17 protein-coding genes and 5 tRNA genes are annotated in these 17,923 nt (G+C 51.4%); 17 read left to right on the top strand and 5 right to left on the bottom strand.

All coding sequences use genetic code 11. The annotated features are described in order from the left end of the window. Window positions 1-105: 105 nt before the first annotated feature. From gutM to srlA, 5 genes are all read right to left on the bottom strand, one after another. On the bottom strand, window positions 106-465 hold the full coding sequence (gutM, locus tag M2374_RS19200; RefSeq protein ID WP_115257635.1) for a transcriptional regulator GutM: 360 nt from the start codon (window positions 463-465) through the stop codon (window positions 106-108). A gap of 101 nt (window positions 466-566) precedes the next feature. Then, window positions 567-1,346: a sorbitol-6-phosphate dehydrogenase gene (gene srlD / locus M2374_RS19195; protein WP_115257636.1), complete on the bottom strand. Its 780-nt coding sequence runs from the start codon at window positions 1,344-1,346 to the stop codon at window positions 567-569. 17 nt (window positions 1,347-1,363) lie between these two features. Continuing rightward, a complete protein-coding gene (srlB, locus tag M2374_RS19190) occupies window positions 1,364-1,726 on the bottom strand; it encodes a PTS glucitol/sorbitol transporter subunit IIA (RefSeq protein WP_096755982.1) in 363 nt (120 codons plus the stop codon). A 13-nt stretch (window positions 1,727-1,739) separates the two neighbouring features. After that, window positions 1,740-2,711, bottom strand: a complete 972-nt coding sequence (locus M2374_RS19185; RefSeq protein ID WP_137399671.1) for a PTS glucitol/sorbitol transporter subunit IIB — start codon at window positions 2,709-2,711, stop codon at window positions 1,740-1,742. Continuing rightward, the gene (gene srlA, locus M2374_RS19180; protein ID WP_096755984.1) at window positions 2,708-3,271 is read right to left on the bottom strand and encodes a PTS glucitol/sorbitol transporter subunit IIC; all 564 of its coding nucleotides are present in this window, start codon (window positions 3,269-3,271) and stop codon (window positions 2,708-2,710) included. The genes M2374_RS19185 and srlA overlap by 4 nt, the downstream gene beginning before the upstream one ends. A 262-nt stretch (window positions 3,272-3,533) precedes the next feature. Here srlA and mltB point away from each other — a divergent pair, with 262 nt between their 5' ends. From mltB to M2374_RS19095, 17 genes are all read left to right on the top strand, one after another. Then, window positions 3,534-4,613, top strand: coding sequence for a lytic murein transglycosylase B (mltB, locus tag M2374_RS19175; RefSeq protein ID WP_096755985.1), 1,080 nt, complete (start codon window positions 3,534-3,536; stop codon window positions 4,611-4,613). 192 nt (window positions 4,614-4,805) lie between these two features. Beyond that, on the top strand, window positions 4,806-5,303 hold the full coding sequence (gene pncC / locus M2374_RS19170) for a nicotinamide-nucleotide amidase (RefSeq protein ID WP_096755986.1): 498 nt from the start codon (window positions 4,806-4,808) through the stop codon (window positions 5,301-5,303). A gap of 92 nt (window positions 5,304-5,395) precedes the next feature. Then, on the top strand, window positions 5,396-6,460 hold the full coding sequence (gene recA / locus M2374_RS19165) for a recombinase RecA (protein WP_115257638.1): 1,065 nt from the start codon (window positions 5,396-5,398) through the stop codon (window positions 6,458-6,460). A gap of 68 nt (window positions 6,461-6,528) precedes the next feature. Beyond that, window positions 6,529-7,029 (top strand): recombination regulator RecX, encoded by a 501-nt coding sequence (gene recX / locus M2374_RS19160; RefSeq protein ID WP_181517900.1) that lies wholly within the window; start codon window positions 6,529-6,531, stop codon window positions 7,027-7,029. Window positions 7,030-7,157: 128 nt separating this feature from the next. Continuing rightward, window positions 7,158-9,785: an alanine--tRNA ligase gene (alaS, locus tag M2374_RS19155; RefSeq protein ID WP_181624633.1), complete on the top strand. Its 2,628-nt coding sequence runs from the start codon at window positions 7,158-7,160 to the stop codon at window positions 9,783-9,785. 238 nt (window positions 9,786-10,023) lie between these two features. Next, a complete protein-coding gene (gene csrA, locus M2374_RS19150) occupies window positions 10,024-10,209 on the top strand; it encodes a carbon storage regulator CsrA (protein ID WP_000906486.1) in 186 nt (61 codons plus the stop codon). Window positions 10,210-10,588: 379 nt separating this feature from the next. Next, window positions 10,589-10,681, top strand: a tRNA-Ser gene (locus tag M2374_RS19145). Between the two features lie 3 nt (window positions 10,682-10,684). Beyond that, window positions 10,685-10,761: transfer RNA gene (locus M2374_RS19140), tRNA-Arg, on the top strand. Between the two features lie 91 nt (window positions 10,762-10,852). After that, window positions 10,853-10,929: transfer RNA gene (locus M2374_RS19135), tRNA-Arg, on the top strand. Window positions 10,930-10,970: 41 nt separating this feature from the next. After that, window positions 10,971-11,047: transfer RNA gene (locus M2374_RS19130), tRNA-Arg, on the top strand. A gap of 41 nt (window positions 11,048-11,088) precedes the next feature. Next, window positions 11,089-11,165 (top strand) — tRNA-Arg (locus M2374_RS19125). 268 nt (window positions 11,166-11,433) lie between these two features. Further along, entirely contained in the window at window positions 11,434-12,000 is a 567-nt protein-coding gene (gene yqaB, locus M2374_RS19120) for a fructose-1-phosphate/6-phosphogluconate phosphatase (protein WP_096755991.1), read from the top strand. After that, entirely contained in the window at window positions 11,997-12,425 is a 429-nt protein-coding gene (locus M2374_RS19115; protein ID WP_181688830.1) for a YqaA family protein, read from the top strand. The genes yqaB and M2374_RS19115 overlap by 4 nt, the downstream gene beginning before the upstream one ends. A 77-nt stretch (window positions 12,426-12,502) precedes the next feature. Beyond that, a complete protein-coding gene (gene gshA / locus M2374_RS19110; RefSeq protein ID WP_115257643.1) occupies window positions 12,503-14,059 on the top strand; it encodes a glutamate--cysteine ligase in 1,557 nt (518 codons plus the stop codon). Window positions 14,060-14,208: 149 nt separating this feature from the next. Continuing rightward, window positions 14,209-14,724: an S-ribosylhomocysteine lyase gene (luxS, locus tag M2374_RS19105; protein ID WP_135911530.1), complete on the top strand. Its 516-nt coding sequence runs from the start codon at window positions 14,209-14,211 to the stop codon at window positions 14,722-14,724. Window positions 14,725-15,053: 329 nt separating this feature from the next. Then, window positions 15,054-16,412: a glycoside-pentoside-hexuronide (GPH):cation symporter gene (locus M2374_RS19100; RefSeq protein WP_181688831.1), complete on the top strand. Its 1,359-nt coding sequence runs from the start codon at window positions 15,054-15,056 to the stop codon at window positions 16,410-16,412. Window positions 16,413-16,495: 83 nt separating this feature from the next. Then, complete coding sequence (locus M2374_RS19095; protein ID WP_115257646.1) at window positions 16,496-17,866, top strand: carbohydrate porin; 1,371 nt, start codon at window positions 16,496-16,498, stop codon at window positions 17,864-17,866. The last annotated feature ends 57 nt before the right edge of the window (window positions 17,867-17,923 follow it).

The following is a 17,923-nucleotide window of genomic DNA, read 5'->3' as shown; positions in this document are numbered from 1 at the left end:
AAGCGCTGTTCAAAACAGCCGAGGCGTTTTGTCCTGCAACTCGAATTATTTAGGGTGTAGGTTGCAAAATGATAATTTCGCAAGCTAATAGCATTCATAACGAAATTATCCATGTTTCAGTTTAAGCGCCAATGATAGTGCATTTTGGGAGAGAGGATCATGGGGAAAGATCACATCAGGCTGTAATTCATCAAGATGTTTGCCCATTATCGGGGCAATTTTGCCTGGTCTGGCGAATACGGTAAGACCTTTCATAAATAACGTATCAGTTACCCGCTGTTGCTCATCCAGAGCGATAGCAACCACAACGCGCGGTTTAAAACGTCCGCCGGAACGCCCGACGCCGACCCGACCCTGCTGACAAAGCTTGTCGAACGCGCGATTAAAGCGGGATATTTGCCAGCCGCCCAGCGCTAGCTGTAGGCACCAGGCGATGGCGGCGACGGTAATCAGTGCGGAAACCATGTTATTGCTCCTTGATTATATGCCGGGTGGCGCTACGCTTACCCGGCCTACAGGGAGGGCGTAGGTCGGATAAGGTGAAACCGCCATCCGGCAATTCAACATTAGAACATCACCTGACCGCCGGTGACGTTAATCGATTGTCCGGTGCAGTAAGACGCTTTCGGGCTGGCGTAAAACAGCAACATGTTCAGCACGTCCTGATAATCGCAGCCGCGCTTGAGTGGGACCTTATCCACATAGTACTGCTCCACTTCATCCGGTTTGAGGCCAAGCTTGGTGGCATACTGTGGTAACAACGACTGGAACATCGGTGATTTCAACAGATTACCGAGCATCAAGGAATGCACGGTAATCCCGTATTCCGCGAGATCCAGCGCCAGTGACTGGGTTAATCCCACGCCGCCGAATTTTGCTGCGCTGTAACCTGAGTTGTGTTTGCTGCCCACTTTGCCGGATTTTGAGTTGATCTGGATAATGCGCCCCTGCACGCCGTCGCGGATCATCAGGCGTGAGAATTCACGTGCACAGAGGAAATAACCGACCAGATTCACCTGCAGCGAGCGGTCGAAATCTCCAAGCTCAAAGTCGCTGATAAACGCCGCTTTGGCGATACCGGCACTGTAAACCAGCAGGTCGGCGCGACCGAATATCTCATCTACCCCGCGTGATAGCGCCAGCACGCTTTGTTCGCTGGTGGCGTCGGCACCAAAGCCGTAAGCGGTACCCTCACCAAACTCGGCATTAATTTCCTGCGCCACGTTTGCGGCTTTATCGCTTTGAATATCGACCACCGCAACGCGGTATCCCTCTGTCGCAAGCCCACGGCAAAGGAATGCCCCCAGGGTCTGGCCTCCACCAATGACAACGGCAACTTGATTCATTTTTCTCTCCTTTACGCTTAAGCAACAAACTTCAAAATACAGCCCGGCGCGATGGCGTCCGGTACCGGCCCCGCAACGTGTACGGTGCCAGGAAATTCCGCTTCACTCTGTCCGTCGAAGCGCAGGGTGATATGCCCCAGTTCACGCAAGTTCATTTCTGCAACACTACCCACGGCGGTGACCGGGTAGCGATGCTGGCCCAGCTCAAACTGAATACCCGCCTGCAGAACGCCATTTAGCTCGCCGTGGCAGTGGATGAAACAAAACTCTTCGATATCCGCAGGCGCGCCTTCACGAAAGGTAATCAGCATCTGGTCACAGAGTGCATCCGGTGCGCTCTGGCCAATGCGGGTGATGGTGGTTTGATAGATCACGGTCATCTTTGAGCGCCTCTTATTGATAAATAAAGCCGGAAACAAACCAGGCGATGAGAACGGTAGGCGCGCCGGTCAGGAAGCGGCTTACCAGTACGGACGGCACGCCGACGCGCACGGTGTCCTGACGGGCTTCTGCCAGTGATAATCCCACAGGGATGAAGTCACAGGCGGCCTGGGCGTTGATCGCGAATAGCGCAGGCAGCGCCAGATGTGGAGGGATGTTGCCCAGACCAATCTGCACACCAATCAATACGCCGATAACCTGAGCGATTACCGCGCCTGGGCCGAGAAACGGCGACAGCAGCGGGAAGGAACAGATTAATGCCAGCGTCACGAGCCCCAGCGGATGGCTGGCCAGCGGCGCCAGGCCGTGGGCGATCCAGTCACCCAGACCGGAGGCCATGATGATGCCGATCAACGCCGAGACGAATGCCATAAACGGCAGAATGGTTTTCAGTACGGTATCAATCGTGTCTCGCCCGGACTGGAACAATACCGCCACGGCGGAACCCATGCCCATGCCGACTTTCGCCAGCAGGCCATCGCTCTGTTCAGTGATCTTTTTACTGGTGTCGTAGTCGCGACCCGCCGTGGTGCCTGCCGGTGGTGGCGTCGCGGCGGCTTCACCGACTGCGGTAATGTTGTCTTCTTTGACGCCGGAGACATAAATATCTTCGGTAATGTACTGCGCCAGTGGGCCGGACTTCCCGGTGGAATGAATGTTAATTGTCGGAATCCGGCGTTTCGGGTAAATACCGCAGCGTAGCGTGCCGCCGCAGTCGATGATGGCTGCGCCGATTTCGTCTTCTGCAGGCTCGCCCTCTTTAAAGCCATCAATAGCCTGCCAACCGGTTAATTGCGCCAGCTTGTCGACAATCGCCGGGCGTGTTCCTGCGGTGATATAGACAATTTTCTTACCGGGGGGGGCGTCCAGTTCAAGCGGGCCACCCCAGCCACCGGTACCTCTTTCAATACGAATACGCCTCATGATGTCGCTCCCGCCAGATGGACTTTCTGCTCAAGTTGAATGCCCATTTTCTTTTCGAAGATGGAGGTGGTGAGGTCGGTCACCCAGCCGCGGAAGAAGTTTGTCACCAGGCCAACCAGCAGATAGCTCACCGCGAGTGGACCGAGCGGCAGGCCAAGCGTGGTCAGGCCGCTGGCGATCCCCAGATAGACAAACAGTTCGCCGGGATTGATGTGTGGAAACAGCCCGTTCATTGAGTGGCAGCTATAAGAGGCTGCCGCGTAGTAACTGGGTTTGTACTTCTCGGGCATAAACCGGCCCAGACTCAACGTCATCGGATTACAAAAAACAAAGGTGCCGATGCACGGCAGCAGTAGATAGCGAGACAGCGGGTTTCCGGCACAGCGTTGAGCAAAACGTTCAATTCGCTGCTGGCCAATAAAGTTAATGAGCGCGTTCATGATGACCAGCAGGCTAATTAACAGTGGAAGAATCCCGGTGACCATGCTGGTGAACACTTCTCCGCCTTTCTGAAACAGCCCGATGAACCACTCTGCGCCCAGGGTGATGGTGTCGATCATTATTCTCTCCTGTAGGGGGTTGGGAATTTGCTAGAACGTGGCTTATTTTAATCACAATGAAAGATTTTAAAGTGTTATTTTGATCGCAAAATGAAAGATAAATATTTTATTGTGAAAGTTATTGCGTGAGGGATCGCAAATGGGGTGGTAAACGGTGAAAGGGGCGGTAAATTCTGCGAAGGAGCGCGACTACCGCTTCCTTGTGTGGCGGTGGATGCTTTACCATACTTCTCTCTGGCTGAATCTGTTTAATGGATGTCTCATGTTCAAGCGTCGTTATGTAGCATTACTTCCCCTTTGTGTGTTGCTTGCTGCCTGTAGTAGCAAACCAAAACCTTCAGAGACTCAAACGACAACGGGTACGCCTTCTGGCGGCTTCCTGCTTGAGCCGCAACACAACGTCATGCTGTCGGGCGGCGACTTCGCCAATAATCCGAATGCGCAACAGTTCATCGATAAAATGGTGAGCAAGCACGGCTTTGACCGTCAGCAGTTGCAGGAGATCCTGTCGCAGGCCAAACGTCTGGACTACGTTCTGCGCTTGATGGACCGTCAGGCACCGACAACGCAGCCGCCAGCCGGGCCTAACGGTGCATGGCTGCGCTATCGCAAGCAGTTCATCACGCCAGATAACGTACAAAATGGCGTGGCGTTCTGGAACCAGCATGAAGATGCGCTGAAGCGCGCATGGCAGGTCTACGGCGTACCACCGGAAATTATTGTTGGCATTATCGGTGTCGAAACCCGCTGGGGCCGCGTGATGGGTAAAACGCGTATTCTGGATGCGCTGGCGACGCTGTCGTTTAACTATCCGCGTCGGGCGGAATACTTCTCCGGTGAGCTGGAAACCTTCCTGCTGATGGCTCGAGATGAAAGCGATGACCCGCTGGACCTGAAAGGCTCCTTTGCCGGTGCAATGGGCTACGGGCAGTTCATGCCGTCCTCTTACAAAGAGTATGCGGTTGATTTCAATGGCGATGGGCACATCAACCTGTGGGATCCGGAGGATGCCATCGGCAGTGTGGCAAACTACTTTAAAGGTCACGGTTGGGTGAAAGGCGATACGGTGGCGGTGCCGGCAAATGGCCAGGCGCCAGGGCTGGCAAACGGGTTTAAAACCCAGTACAGCATTTCTCAGCTTGCGGCTGCAGGTCTGACGCCACAGCAGTCGTTGGGTAACCATCAGCAGGCCAGCCTGCTGCGTCTGGATATTGGCACCGGTTACCAATACTGGTACGGGCTGCCGAACTTCTACACCATTACCCGCTACAACCACAGCACGCATTACGCGATGGCCGTCTGGCAATTAGGTCAGGCTGTAGCGCTGGCGCGCGTACAGTAATTACCCGCAACCGGTCTACATGAGGAAACCTCTTGTAGGCCGGATAGGATGCCTGGCAGCGCCATCCGGCAGATCTTCTTGACGCGACGGATCTATTTCCGGAATCCCCCTCGTAAATTACTCTCCTCATCCCCACATTTGTTTTGAAAGTGCTATCTTGTCCGGCATATTTTTTAACTGACAGAGGCTGAAATGACCGACAGTGAACTGATGCAGTTAAGTGAACAGGTAGGGCTGGCATTGAAAGCGCGCGGCGCGACGATGACCACCGCAGAGTCCTGTACCGGCGGTTGGGTAGCGAAAGTCATTACGGATATCGCCGGCAGTTCCGCCTGGTTTGAGCGCGGATTTGTGACCTACAGTAACGAAGCCAAGTCGCAGATGATTGGTGTGCGAGAAGCGACGCTGGCACAGCATGGCGCGGTGAGTGAACCGGTGGTTGTTGAAATGGCCATTGGCGCGCTAAAAGCGGCCCGTGCTGATTTCGCCGTTTCTATAAGCGGAGTTGCCGGGCCGGATGGAGGCAGTGAAGACAAGCCGGTTGGGACCGTCTGGTTTGCCTTTGCCAGCGTAAGCGGCGAGGGGATCACGCGCCGGGAATGCTTCAGCGGCGACCGCGATGCGGTGCGTAGACAGGCGACCGCCTATGCGTTACAGACTCTGTGGCAACAATTTCTACAAAATACTTGATACTGTATGAGCATACAGTATAATTGCGTCAACAGAACATCATCTTTCACGATTCTTGGTTCAACCCGAGAGTGGCATGACAGGAGTAATTAATGGCTATCGACGAAAACAAACAGAAAGCGTTGGCGGCAGCGCTGGGCCAGATCGAAAAGCAATTCGGTAAAGGCTCCATCATGCGCCTGGGTGAAGACCGTTCCATGGACGTGGAAACCATCTCCACCGGTTCGCTTTCTCTGGATATCGCATTGGGTGCAGGCGGTTTGCCGATGGGGCGTATCGTCGAAATCTACGGGCCAGAATCCTCCGGTAAAACAACCCTGACGCTGCAGGTGATTGCTGCCGCACAGCGTGAAGGTAAAACCTGTGCGTTCATCGATGCAGAACACGCGCTTGACCCTGTTTATGCCCGTAAGCTTGGTGTTGATATCGACAACCTGCTGTGCTCTCAGCCAGATACCGGTGAACAAGCGCTGGAAATCTGTGACGCACTGGCGCGTTCCGGTGCCGTAGACGTTATCGTTGTTGACTCCGTTGCCGCGCTGACGCCGAAGGCGGAAATCGAAGGCGAGATCGGTGACTCTCACATGGGCCTCGCGGCACGTATGATGAGTCAGGCAATGCGTAAACTGGCGGGTAACCTGAAACAGTCCAATACGCTGCTGATTTTCATCAACCAGATCCGTATGAAGATTGGCGTCATGTTCGGTAACCCGGAAACCACGACCGGTGGTAACGCACTGAAATTCTACGCCTCTGTTCGTCTGGACATCCGTCGTATTGGCGCGGTGAAAGAGGGCGATAACGTAGTCGGTAGTGAAACCCGCGTTAAGGTCGTGAAAAACAAAATTGCTGCGCCGTTTAAACAGGCCGAATTCCAGATCCTTTACGGTGAAGGCATCAACTTCTACGGTGAACTGGTTGACCTGGGCGTGAAAGAGAAGTTGATTGAAAAAGCCGGCGCATGGTACAGCTACAACGGTGAAAAAATTGGTCAGGGTAAAGCGAACGCAACCAACTGGCTGAAAGAAAACCCGACTACCGCAAAAGAAATTGAGAAAAAAGTTCGCGAGTTACTGCTCAATAACCAGGATTCAAAACCGGACTTCTCCGTTGATGACAGCAGTGAAGGCGTAAAAGAAACGAACGAAGATTTCTGATAATCTGATTTTATCGTATAAAAAGGGCTGCATATGATGCGGCCCTTTTCCATTTCTGAAGGTGCACTATGACAGATTCAACGTCTCGCCGATCCGCGTATTCTCGACTGCTTGACCGCGCTGTGCGCATACTTGCCATGCGCGATCACAGTGAGCAGGAACTGCGACGGAAACTGGCAGCCCCGGTTATGGGAAAAAATGGACCGGAAGAAATTGATGCTACGCCAGAGGATTACGATAAGGTTATTGCCTGGTGTATAGAAAGCCGCTACCTGGATGACGACCGTTTCGTACAGCAATTTATCGCCAGTCGTAGCCGTAAAGGCTATGGCCCCGCACGTGTGCGCCAGGAGTTGGGACAGAAAGGTATTTCCCGCGAAGCCATTGAACGCGCGATGCGTGAATGTGAGATTGACTGGGCGCAGTTGGCGCGAGATCAAGCCATCAGAAAATACGGTGAGCCCTTGCCGGTGGATTTTGCAGAAAAGGTGAAGGTCCAGCGTTTTTTGCTCTATCGCGGCTATCTGATGGAAGATATTCAGACAATATGGCGAAATTTTGACGATTGAGCGCATACGGGATTTTACTTCCCCGTGAAGAAAACTTATCTTATTCCCACTTTTCGATTGCCAGCGGCGCTGTTTACGTGCCTGTGCTGGTGATGACATTTCGTTAGCTTGATTTCTTCAGGATAATTATGAGCAAGAGCACTGCTGAGATCCGTCAGGCGTTTCTCGATTTTTTCCACAGTAAAGGACATCAGGTAGTTGCCAGCAGCTCCCTGGTTCCAAACAATGACCCTACTTTGTTGTTTACCAACGCCGGGATGAACCAGTTCAAGGATGTTTTCCTTGGTCTCGACAAGCGTAATTATTCCCGCGCAACCACTTCGCAGCGTTGCGTACGTGCGGGCGGTAAACACAATGATCTGGAAAACGTCGGCTACACTGCACGTCACCATACTTTCTTCGAAATGCTGGGTAACTTCAGCTTCGGCGATTACTTCAAACACGACGCCATCCAGTATGCATGGGAACTGCTGACCGGTGAAAACTGGTTTGCCCTGCCGAAAGAGCGTCTGTGGGTAACCGTTTACGAAACTGACGATGAAGCCTTTGAAATCTGGGAGAAAGAAGTCGGTATTCCGCGCGAACGTATCATCCGTATTGGTGATAACAAAGGTGCGGCCTATGCCTCCGACAACTTCTGGCAGATGGGTGACACCGGTCCTTGCGGTCCGTGCACCGAAATTTTCTACGATCACGGCGACCACATTTGGGGTGGCCCTCCGGGAAGCGCAGAAGAAGATGGCGATCGCTACATTGAGATCTGGAACATCGTCTTCATGCAGTTTAACCGTCAGGCTGACGGTACTATGGAACCGCTGCCGAAGCCGTCCGTAGATACCGGTATGGGTCTGGAGCGTATTGCAGCTGTGCTGCAACACGTTAACTCCAACTACGATATTGACCTGTTCCGCGCGCTGATTGAATCCGTGGCGAAAGTCACCGGTGCTACCGATCTGAGCAACAAATCGCTGCGCGTGATTGCCGACCATATCCGTTCCTGCGCGTTCCTGATTGCCGATGGTGTTGTGCCGTCGAATGAAAACCGTGGCTATGTGCTGCGTCGTATCATTCGTCGCGCGGTGCGTCATGGCAACATGCTGGGCGCGAAAGACACCTTCTTCTACAAGCTGGTGGGGCCGCTGGTTGAGGTGATGGGTTCTGCGGGTGAAGAACTGAAGCGTCAGCAGGCACTGGTTGAGCAGGTTCTGAAAACTGAAGAAGAGCAGTTTGCCCGCACGCTGGAGCGTGGTCTGGCTCTGCTGGATGAAGAACTGGCAAAACTGTCCGGCGATACGCTGGATGGCGAAACCGCCTTCCGCCTGTACGATACCTACGGCTTCCCGGTTGACCTGACGGCAGACGTTTGCCGTGAGCGCAACATCAAGGTTGACGAAGCGGGCTTTGAAGCCGCAATGGAAGAACAGCGTCGTCGCGCGCGTGAAGCCAGCGGTTTTGGTGCCGACTACAATGCGATGATTCGCGTTGAGGGTACCTCTGAATTTAAAGGCTACGAGCATCTGGAACTGAACGGTAAAGTTACCGCGCTGTTTGTAGATGGTAAAGCGGTAGACGCAATTAACGCAGGCCAGGAAGCTGTTGTCGTCCTTGACCAGACGCCGTTCTATGCGGAATCAGGTGGTCAGGTTGGCGATAAAGGCGAACTGAAAGGTGCGGGCTTTGCGTTTGCGGTTAGCGATACGCAAAAATATGGCCAGGCAATTGGTCACATCGGCAAACTGTCTGCGGGTTCTCTGAAAGTGGGCGATGCCGTGCAGGCTGACGTCGATGAAGCGCGTCGTGCGCGTATTCGTTTGAACCACTCCGCAACGCACCTGATGCATGCGGCGCTGCGCCAGGTTCTGGGCACGCACGTGGCACAGAAAGGCTCACTGGTTAACGATAAAATTCTGCGTTTCGACTTCTCCCATACCGAAGCGATGAAACCGGTTGAAATTCGTGCTGTTGAAGATCTGGTGAATGCGCAAATTCGTCGCAACCTGCCGATTGAAACTAACATCATGGATCTCGACGCGGCGAAAGCCAAAGGCGCAATGGCGCTGTTTGGCGAGAAATATGATGACCACGTGCGCGTACTGAGCATGGGGGATTTCTCTACCGAACTGTGTGGTGGTACTCACGCTAGCCGTACCGGTGATATCGGCCTGTTCCGCATCGTGTCTGAGTCCGGTACTGCAGCGGGTGTGCGTCGTATCGAAGCTGTAACCGGCGAAGGTGCTATCAATACCGTGCGTGCTGAGAGCGACCGCTTAAGCGAGATAGCGCATCTGCTGAAAGGTGATAGCCAGAATATCGGTGACAAAGTGCGTTCCGTACTGGAGCGTACGCGTCAGCTCGAGAAAGAATTGCAGCAATTGAAGGAACAGGCCGCCGCGCAGGAGAGTGCAAATCTTTCCAGTAAAGCGGTTGATATCAACGGCGTGAAACTGCTGGTCAGCGAACTGACCGACGTTGAACCTAAAATGCTGCGTACCATGGTTGATGATCTGAAAAATCAGCTGGGGTCTACCGTTATCGTACTGGCAACGGTAGTTGAAGGTAAGGTTTCTCTGATTGCGGGCGTGTCTAAGGATGTGACTGACCGTGTGAAAGCAGGGGAACTGATTGGCATGGTCGCTCAGCAGGTAGGCGGTAAGGGTGGTGGTCGTCCGGACATGGCGCAAGCCGGTGGTACGGATGCCGCAGCTCTGCCTACAGCGTTAGCCAGTGTGAAAGGCTGGGTCAGCGCAAAACTGTAATAATTATAAGCGTAATCCAACGCTGCGGAGGTCAATCTGCAGCGTTTGCATCAACGCTATCGACAACGATAAAGTCAGGTTGAAGTTGTGTATATCGGCTAAACTTAGGTTTAACAGAATGTGATGCCGTGACTGCTTACACTTAGGTGTTTGTCATCGCTTACTTTTTGGCGTTATATGATGGATAATGCCGGGATACAGAGAGACCCGACTCTTTTAATCTTTCAAGGAGCAAAGAATGCTGATTCTGACTCGTCGAGTTGGTGAAACCCTCATGATTGGCGATGAGGTCACCGTGACAGTTTTAGGGGTGAAGGGCAACCAGGTACGCATCGGCGTAAACGCCCCGAAAGAAGTTTCTGTCCATCGGGAAGAGATCTACCAGCGTATCCAGGCTGAAAAATCCCAGCAGTCCAGTTACTAAGGTTTTCGCGTCTCACCTTTCTGGTGAGGCGCAACCTGATTTAGCGCCTCTCTTTTCCTGTTTCTGTTACTTTTCCTTTTCGCTTTACCTCCTGACACCCATCTTGTTCTTCTGATTTCACGCTGTTTTCACTGCTGCACTGCACTTTTTGCCTTTTCCTCAATTTTTCTGTTTGCCCGCCCCCCCGAGAAAACGCCAATTTATCTGTTGATAAAACACTCTTTTTGCCGTTTTTGCAGACTAATTGCGCGTGAAATGTGCAAACGATAAAAGCACTGGAAAAATTGTTTGACTTATAAGTACCAGAAAGTAATATGTGCGCCACGCAGCGACGATGAGCAGAAACAAGTTCTTCGAAGCACTCGCAAGAGGCGTTGTTGGTGAGGTGGCCGAGAGGCTGAAGGCGCTCCCCTGCTAAGGGAGTATGCGGTCAAAAGCTGCATCCGGGGTTCGAATCCCCGCCTCACCGCCATTTGCATCCGTAGCTCAGCTGGATAGAGTACTCGGCTACGAACCGAGCGGTCGGAGGTTCGAATCCTCCCGGATGCACCATATTTTCTGTTTCTTCAGCAATGAAAGAATGGATAATCGATACGGCCTTAGCAGCGGTATCAAAAATCTGCACTAAAGTAGTTTCCCTGATGCATCCGTAGCTCAGCTGGATAGAGTACTCGGCTACGAACCGAGCGGTCGGAGGTTCGAATCCTCCCGGATGCACCATATTCTCCGCAGTATTAATTGTAAATCAATAGTTCCCTGATGCATCCGTAGCTCAGCTGGATAGAGTACTCGGCTACGAACCGAGCGGTCGGAGGTTCGAATCCTCCCGGATGCACCATCTTCTCCGAAGTATTAGTTGTAAATCAATAGTTCCCTGATGCATCCGTAGCTCAGCTGGATAGAGTACTCGGCTACGAACCGAGCGGTCGGAGGTTCGAATCCTCCCGGATGCACCATCTTCTCCGAAATAACAGCTAAACCGTTATTTCATGGTCTGCGAGACAGTCGCAAGCACCAGGGAGGATAACGTTGCTTCAGCAACGGCCCGTAGGGTGAACGCCAGTGAGTAATCCTCCCGGATGCACCATCTTCTCCGAAATAATCCCCAGCACCATCTCTCTTTTTCTGAATCAAACTTCTAAAACAATCCTCAATTCGCTGTCAGCGACAAAATCAATCAATTACGATAAAGTAACGTCTGGTCATTCGGCTTGTGAGAAGACGATGTACGAACGTTATGCGGGTTTGATTTTTGATATGGATGGCACCATTCTCGATACCGAGCCAACGCACCGTAAAGCGTGGCATGAGGTGTTAGGGCGTCATGGGCTCCGTTTTGACGAGCAGGCCATGGTCGCACTCAACGGTTCCCCAACGTGGCGTATTGCACAGTCGGTCATTGAACTGAATCATGCCGATCTCGATCCCCACGCGCTGGCGCGTGAAAAAACCGACAGCGTTAAAAGCATGCTGTTGGATAGCGTTCAGCCATTGCCGCTTATTGATGTTGTTAAAGCCTGGCATGGTCGTCGGCCTATGTCGGTCGGTACCGGGAGCGAAAGTGCCATTGCAGAGGCGCTGCTCGCGCATTTAGGGCTACGTCACTATTTTGATGCCGTCGTCGCAGCTGACCACGTACAACGCCATAAACCCGCACCTGACACGTTTTTACTGTGTGCCGAGCGTATGGGCGTTGTCCCGACTCAATGCGTGGTATTTGAAGACGCTGACTTCGGCCTGCAGGCTGCACGTGCGGCCGGTATGGATGCCGTGGATGTCCGGTTATTGTGAGTGATGGACTGTCACTCCTGTCACTGTTTGCCAGCAGTTTCTTCAGCGCCACGCTGTTACCTGGAAATTCTGAAGTTGTTTTAGTGGCTCTGCTGGTTTCCGGGGTGAGTCATCCCTGGGTCTTAGTCTTAACAGCAACAATGGGTAATAGCCTTGGAGGGTTAACTAACGTTATCCTTGGGCGTTTCTTCCCGTTACGTAAAACGTCACGATGGCAAGAGAAAGCGATGGGGTGGCTGCAGCGCTATGGCGCTGTCACACTATTATTAAGCTGGATGCCGGTTGTGGGGGATTTGCTGTGCCTGCTAGCGGGATGGATGCGCATCTCGTGGGGGCCAGTACTCTTTTTTTTATGCCTTGGCAAAGCGTTGCGTTATGTTGTGGTCGCAGCGGTTACGACGCAGGGCATTATGTGGTGGCACTAATTGTGTTGTGGAAATGCCTGTAGGGTAACCAATACTATGATGCTAATTAAAACGATTTTGACAGGCGGGAGGTCAATTTGATCCCGGACGTATCACAGGCACTGGCCTGGCTGGAAAAAAATCCTCAGGCGTTACAGGGGATTCAACGTGGTCTGGAGCGCGAAACGCTGCGTGTTAATGCTGATGGCTCATTGGCGACGACAGGCCACCCGGATGTGTTAGGCTCAGCGCTGACGCATAAATGGATAACAACGGATTTTGCCGAAGCGCTGCTGGAGTTTATTACTCCTCCGGGCGACGACATCCAGAAAATGCTCACGTTTATGCGTGATCTGCATCGCTATACCGCCAGAAATCTGGGCGACGAGCGTATGTGGCCACTGAGCATGCCTTGCTATATCGCTGAAGGTCAGGATATTGAACTGGCGCAATACGGTACCTCGAATATTGGTCGTCTGAAAACGCTCTACCGTGAAGGTCTCAAAAACCGTTACGGCGCGCTGATGCAAACGATTTCCGGCGTTCACTATAATTTCTCGCTGCCGATGGCATTCTGGCAGGCGAAATGTGGCGTAACGGACGATGAAGATGCCAAAGAGAAAGTGTCTGCTGGCTACTTCCGCCTGATCCGCAACTATTATCGTTTTGGTTGGGTGATCCCGTACTTGTTTGGCGCATCTCCGGCGATTTGTTCTTCTTTCCTGCAAGGAAAGCCGACAACTCTACCGTTTGAAAAAACGGACTGTGGTATGTATTACCTGCCGTACGCGACATCGCTGCGCCTGAGCGATTTGGGTTATACCAATAAGTCGCAAAGCAATCTCGGTATTACGTTTAACGATTTGCATGAGTATGTGGCAGGATTAAAACGCGCGATTAAAACCCCTTCCGAGGAGTACGCGGCGATCGGTCTGGAGAAAGACGGTAAACGTCTGCAAATTAACAGCAACGTACTGCAGATTGAAAATGAACTGTATGCGCCTATTCGCCCGAAACGGGTAACCCGTAGCGGTGAATCGCCGTCAGATGCGCTGCTTCGCGGCGGCATTGAATACATTGAAGTGCGTTCGCTGGATATTAACCCCTTCTCACCCATCGGCGTAGATGAGCAGCAGGTACGTTTCCTCGATCTGTTTATGGTGTGGTGTGTCCTGGCGGACGCTCCGGAAATGAGCAGCGATGAACTGCTCTGCACGCGTACCAACTGGAATCGTGTGATTCTGGAAGGACGTAAGCCGGGCCTGACGCTAGGCATTGGCTGTGAAACCGCCCAGTTCCCGCTGCCGAAAGTGGGTAAAGATCTGTTCCGTGACCTGAAGCGCGTGGCGCAAACGCTGGACAGCATCCATGGAGGAGAGGAGTATCAAAAAGTCTGTGACGAACTGGTTGCCTGCTTTGATAATCCTGAACTGACATTCTCCGCGCGGATCCTGCGGTCAATGATTGATACGGGCATTGGCGGCACGGGCAAAGCGTTGGGCGAGGCTTATCGCAATCTGCTGCGTGAAGAGCCGTTAGAGATCGTGCAGGAAGAGGCGTTTATTGCTGAAACAGCGGCTTCAAAGCGTCGTCAGCAGGAGATTGAAGCGGCGGATACTGAGCCGTTTGCCGCGTGGCTGGAAACGCACGCTTGATACAAAAGAAAAAGGCCACTCGGGAGTGGCCAAAATTTCATCTCTGAAACCAGGGATGATGATAACAAATGCGCGTCTTTCATATACTCAGACTCGCCCCGGAACAAAGAGTTCAGATTATTTTTAAAAATTTTATCGGAGGTGGCTAAATGCCGTTGTTAGATAGTTTTACTGTCGATCACACCCGGATGGAAGCTCCCGCAGTCCGGGTTGCAAAAACGATGAACACCCCGCATGGCGACGCCATCACCGTGTTTGATCTGCGTTTCTGCATTCCGAACAAAGAAGTGATGCCTGAAAAAGGGATCCACACGCTGGAACACCTGTTTGCCGGGTTTATGCGTAACCACCTTAACGGTAATGGCGTTGAGATTATCGATATCTCTCCAATGGGCTGCCGTACTGGCTTCTACATGAGCCTGATTGGCACGCCGGACGAACAGCGCGTGGCTGACGCCTGGAAAGCGGCGATGGCTGACGTGCTGAAAGTGCAGGATCAAAATCAGATCCCGGAACTGAACGTCTACCAGTGTGGAACGTATCAAATGCATTCGCTGAGCGAAGCGCAGGAAATTGCCCGTCATATTCTGGAACATGACGTACGTGTTAACAGTAATGAAGAGTTGGCGCTGCCGAAAGAAAAATTGCAGGAACTGCATATTTAGTCTGGTTTATTACGTTTTCCTGTTATTCGAAAACCCCGGCCTGCAACCGGGGTTTTTTATTATCATTTTCCCTTAGCCATAAAATATTTATATTACATTTGTTTGGTGAATATTATTTTGTGTTAATAACTAACAAGTTCGCAACGAATAAAACGTGAGCGAAGAAACAAAAATAAGGGCCAATAAGTAAACCTACCTCGCTGCGATCACATAAAGAAAAAAACATAAACAGTTAACAGAAAAACATAATGGATTAGGCCAGATAAGATGTTTTAAAAATACCCTACGACAGAAACCGGTTACATTTTTGTATTGGCAAAGGAGTTTGTATGTCTACAGGGGACAAGATATCGATCAGGGAAAAGGTGGGGTACAGTCTGGGTGACGCGGCCAGCCACATCGTTTTTGACTCTTCGGTAGCAATTCTTGCGTATTTTTATACTGATATTTATGGTTTACCGCCTGCGGTAATGGGAACGATGTTTTTACTGGTCCGCTTGCTGGATGCGATTACCGATCCCATTATGGGGGCGATTGCCGATGCAACCTCCACGCGCTGGGGACGTTTTCGCCCATGGCTAATGGCGATTTGTGTACCCTTTGCCGTCAGCTGTGTGCTGGTTTATTCCATTCCTGATTTTTCCGACAGTGGAAAAGTGGTCTATGCGGTGGCGGCATATATCTTTATGACGCTGATGTATACAGCCATTAATATTCCTTACTGCTCACTGGGTGCTGCGCTGACGTCCGACCCGCGTGAAAACCTGTCCTTGCAGTCATGGCGTTTTGCGATTACGCCAATCGGCGGTGCGCTGGGAACAGCGTTAATTTTACCGCTGGCAGATTATCTCTATCCTGGTGATAGAGCGACGGGGATTCAGGTTTCAATGGCTATCTTCGGCGTCATTGGTTGTCTGATGTTTATCATCTGTTTTTTAACCACCAAAGAACGTGTGCAGCCGATCAAAGAGGAAAACCTCAATATTACCCGTGATGTAAAAATTTTATTCAAGAATGAACAGTGGCGTATTTTATCTGTTTATAACTTTATGATGCTGGTTGCGGTGGTGCTGCGCGGTGGGGCAGTCGTTTACTACGTTAACACGGTGCTGAACAAAGGTGCTGATATTATTACCGTCTTTATGCTGGGTAGCATGTTTGCCTCAATGCTGGGGTCGATACTTGCTAAACCCTTTGGTACCCGGTTCTGTAAAATCAAACTCTCTTTTTGGGTTAACTTACTCACAGCCGTATTTGGTGTGCTGTGCTTCTTTGTGCCGGTTCAGTATTGGATAGTTGTGCTTGCGGTTCATATTATTATTTCCATTATTCAGGGCGGTAATGGTGCTCTGCAATGGTCGATGATTACCGATGCGAATAATTACGGTGAATGGAAAACGCACCGTCGAATTACCGGAATGAACGTCGCAGCAAATATTTTTGTCATCAAATTGGGTGTTGCCGTTGGTGGTGCTATTTTGGGCTGGGTACTCGCAGCATTTGATTATGCCTCAGGTAGTGCTGTGCAGTCCGCGTCTGCCGTACAGGGCGTTACGTTATTATTTACCATTATTCCTGCAGTGTTTTATATTCTGACGGCATTCTCTATTAAATTCTATGGATTAACAGAAGCAAGAATGAATGGCATTGTCACCGACCTTAAAAGCGGTAAGTTTGCGCATTCCTGATAATAACCAAAATATTGTAATAGCAGGAGGATGAGATGTTTACGACATCTCATCTGGTATACATCAAACTTTAGGGATGAATAATGAAAGCGAAATATTTGGCGCTGATGATCGGTGCTTGCTTATCTCAAAACCTGTGGGCTGCAAATAATAGTACCATTGAGCAACGTCTTGCTGAACTGGAGCAGCGTGTTATTCGCGCAGAACAGCGGGCAACTGACGCCGAGTCGCAGGTTCAGTCGCTACAGCAACAACAGGTAGCGGCAGCACCTACGGTGAAAGTTGAATCAGCCGAACCCGTCGCAGCAGGCGCTAACCCACCAAAACTGACGTTATCCGGATTCAGCGATATTAAATTCTACGGTGACGTGGAGTTTAATATGGATGCTGCCAGTCGTTCCGGTAGCCTGACATCAATGCGCACCTCCGCCAACAAAGACTGGGCGCCGGGAACCAATGAGCGCTGGGATATCAACGGACGTCTGCTGCTGGGATTTGATGGCTACCAGCGGCTGAACAACGGTAACTTTGCCGGTTTCTCGGTCCAACCGCTGGCTGATCTGACCGGCAAAATGAATCTCGATGATGCGGTCTTCTTCTTTGGGCGTGAGAACGACTGGAAAATTAAGGTCGGGCGCTTTGAAGCCTATGATATGTTCCCGCTGAATCAGGATACCTTTGTTGAGTATTCGGGGAATACGGCGAATGACCTCTACAGTGACGGCTACGGCTACATCTATATGATGAAAGAGGGGCGTGGACGTAGCGACAGTGGCGGTAACTTCCTGCTGAGTAAAACCATCGATAACTGGTATTTTGAAGTGAATACGCTGCTGGAAAATGGCAGTACGTTGTTCTCCGAGAAGCAGTATCACGGCATGGATTTAACCAGCGATAAAAATGTGGCCTATGTTCGACCGGTTATCGCCTGGCAAAATGGCCGCTTCTCCACGGCGCTGGCGATGGAAAGTAATGTCGTGAATAACGCCTATGGTTATTACGATAACGGCAAGTGGATCGATCAGTCAGATCGTACGGGCTATGGTTTTACCATGACCTGGAACGGACAAAAAACCGATCCTGAAGAGGGGGCTGTCATTAACCTCAACACGGCGTATATGGATGCGACCGATGAAACCGACTTTACTGCCGGGGTGAATGCGTTATGGCATCGCTTTGAACTGGGTTACATCTATGCGCATAACAAAATTGAAGCGTTCAACGCGACCAATATTGATGCCGTGTGTGAAGATGACTGCTGGATCACCGATCCAGGCAATTATGATATCCACACCATCCATGCTTCATATTTATTCCCCAACGTGATGGATATGAAAAACTTTAATATCTATCTCGGTGCCTATGCCTCATGGGTCGAGGCCGATCCACATAACGGCGACAGCAGCGAAGATGCGCGTTACGGCGGACGTCTGAGATTCAAATATTACTTCTGATAATAACAAGGCCCATCAACGATGGGCCTTGTTTTATTTCAGTACAGAATAAGGCAA

The sequence above is a fragment of the Citrobacter sp. JUb117 genome (assembly GCF_024809055.1).
Lineage (GTDB): Bacteria > Pseudomonadota > Gammaproteobacteria > Enterobacterales > Enterobacteriaceae > Citrobacter > Citrobacter gillenii.
This window is presented reverse-complemented; position numbering and strand designations above follow the sequence as displayed.

What these genes read in the sequence shown, in the direction of transcription:
- gutM (WP_115257635.1), bottom strand. Translation starts at nt 465, where the DNA reads ATGGTTTCCGCACTGATTACCGTCGCCGCCATCGCCTGGTGCCTACAG.
- srlD (WP_115257636.1), bottom strand. Translation starts at nt 1,346, where the DNA reads ATGAATCAAGTTGCCGTTGTCATTGGTGGAGGCCAGACCCTGGGGGCA.
- srlB (WP_096755982.1), bottom strand. Translation starts at nt 1,726, where the DNA reads ATGACCGTGATCTATCAAACCACCATCACCCGCATTGGCCAGAGCGCA.
- M2374_RS19185 (WP_137399671.1), bottom strand. Translation starts at nt 2,711, where the DNA reads ATGAGGCGTATTCGTATTGAAAGAGGTACCGGTGGCTGGGGTGGCCCG.
- srlA (WP_096755984.1), bottom strand. Translation starts at nt 3,271, where the DNA reads ATGATCGACACCATCACCCTGGGCGCAGAGTGGTTCATCGGGCTGTTT.
- mltB (WP_096755985.1), top strand. Translation starts at nt 3,534, where the DNA reads ATGTTCAAGCGTCGTTATGTAGCATTACTTCCCCTTTGTGTGTTGCTT.
- pncC (WP_096755986.1), top strand. Translation starts at nt 4,806, where the DNA reads ATGACCGACAGTGAACTGATGCAGTTAAGTGAACAGGTAGGGCTGGCA.
- recA (WP_115257638.1), top strand. Translation starts at nt 5,396, where the DNA reads ATGGCTATCGACGAAAACAAACAGAAAGCGTTGGCGGCAGCGCTGGGC.
- recX (WP_181517900.1), top strand. Translation starts at nt 6,529, where the DNA reads ATGACAGATTCAACGTCTCGCCGATCCGCGTATTCTCGACTGCTTGAC.
- alaS (WP_181624633.1), top strand. Translation starts at nt 7,158, where the DNA reads ATGAGCAAGAGCACTGCTGAGATCCGTCAGGCGTTTCTCGATTTTTTC.
- csrA (WP_000906486.1), top strand. Translation starts at nt 10,024, where the DNA reads ATGCTGATTCTGACTCGTCGAGTTGGTGAAACCCTCATGATTGGCGAT.
- yqaB (WP_096755991.1), top strand. Translation starts at nt 11,434, where the DNA reads ATGTACGAACGTTATGCGGGTTTGATTTTTGATATGGATGGCACCATT.
- luxS (WP_135911530.1), top strand. Translation starts at nt 14,209, where the DNA reads ATGCCGTTGTTAGATAGTTTTACTGTCGATCACACCCGGATGGAAGCT.
- M2374_RS19100 (WP_181688831.1), top strand. Translation starts at nt 15,054, where the DNA reads ATGTCTACAGGGGACAAGATATCGATCAGGGAAAAGGTGGGGTACAGT.
- M2374_RS19095 (WP_115257646.1), top strand. Translation starts at nt 16,496, where the DNA reads ATGAAAGCGAAATATTTGGCGCTGATGATCGGTGCTTGCTTATCTCAA.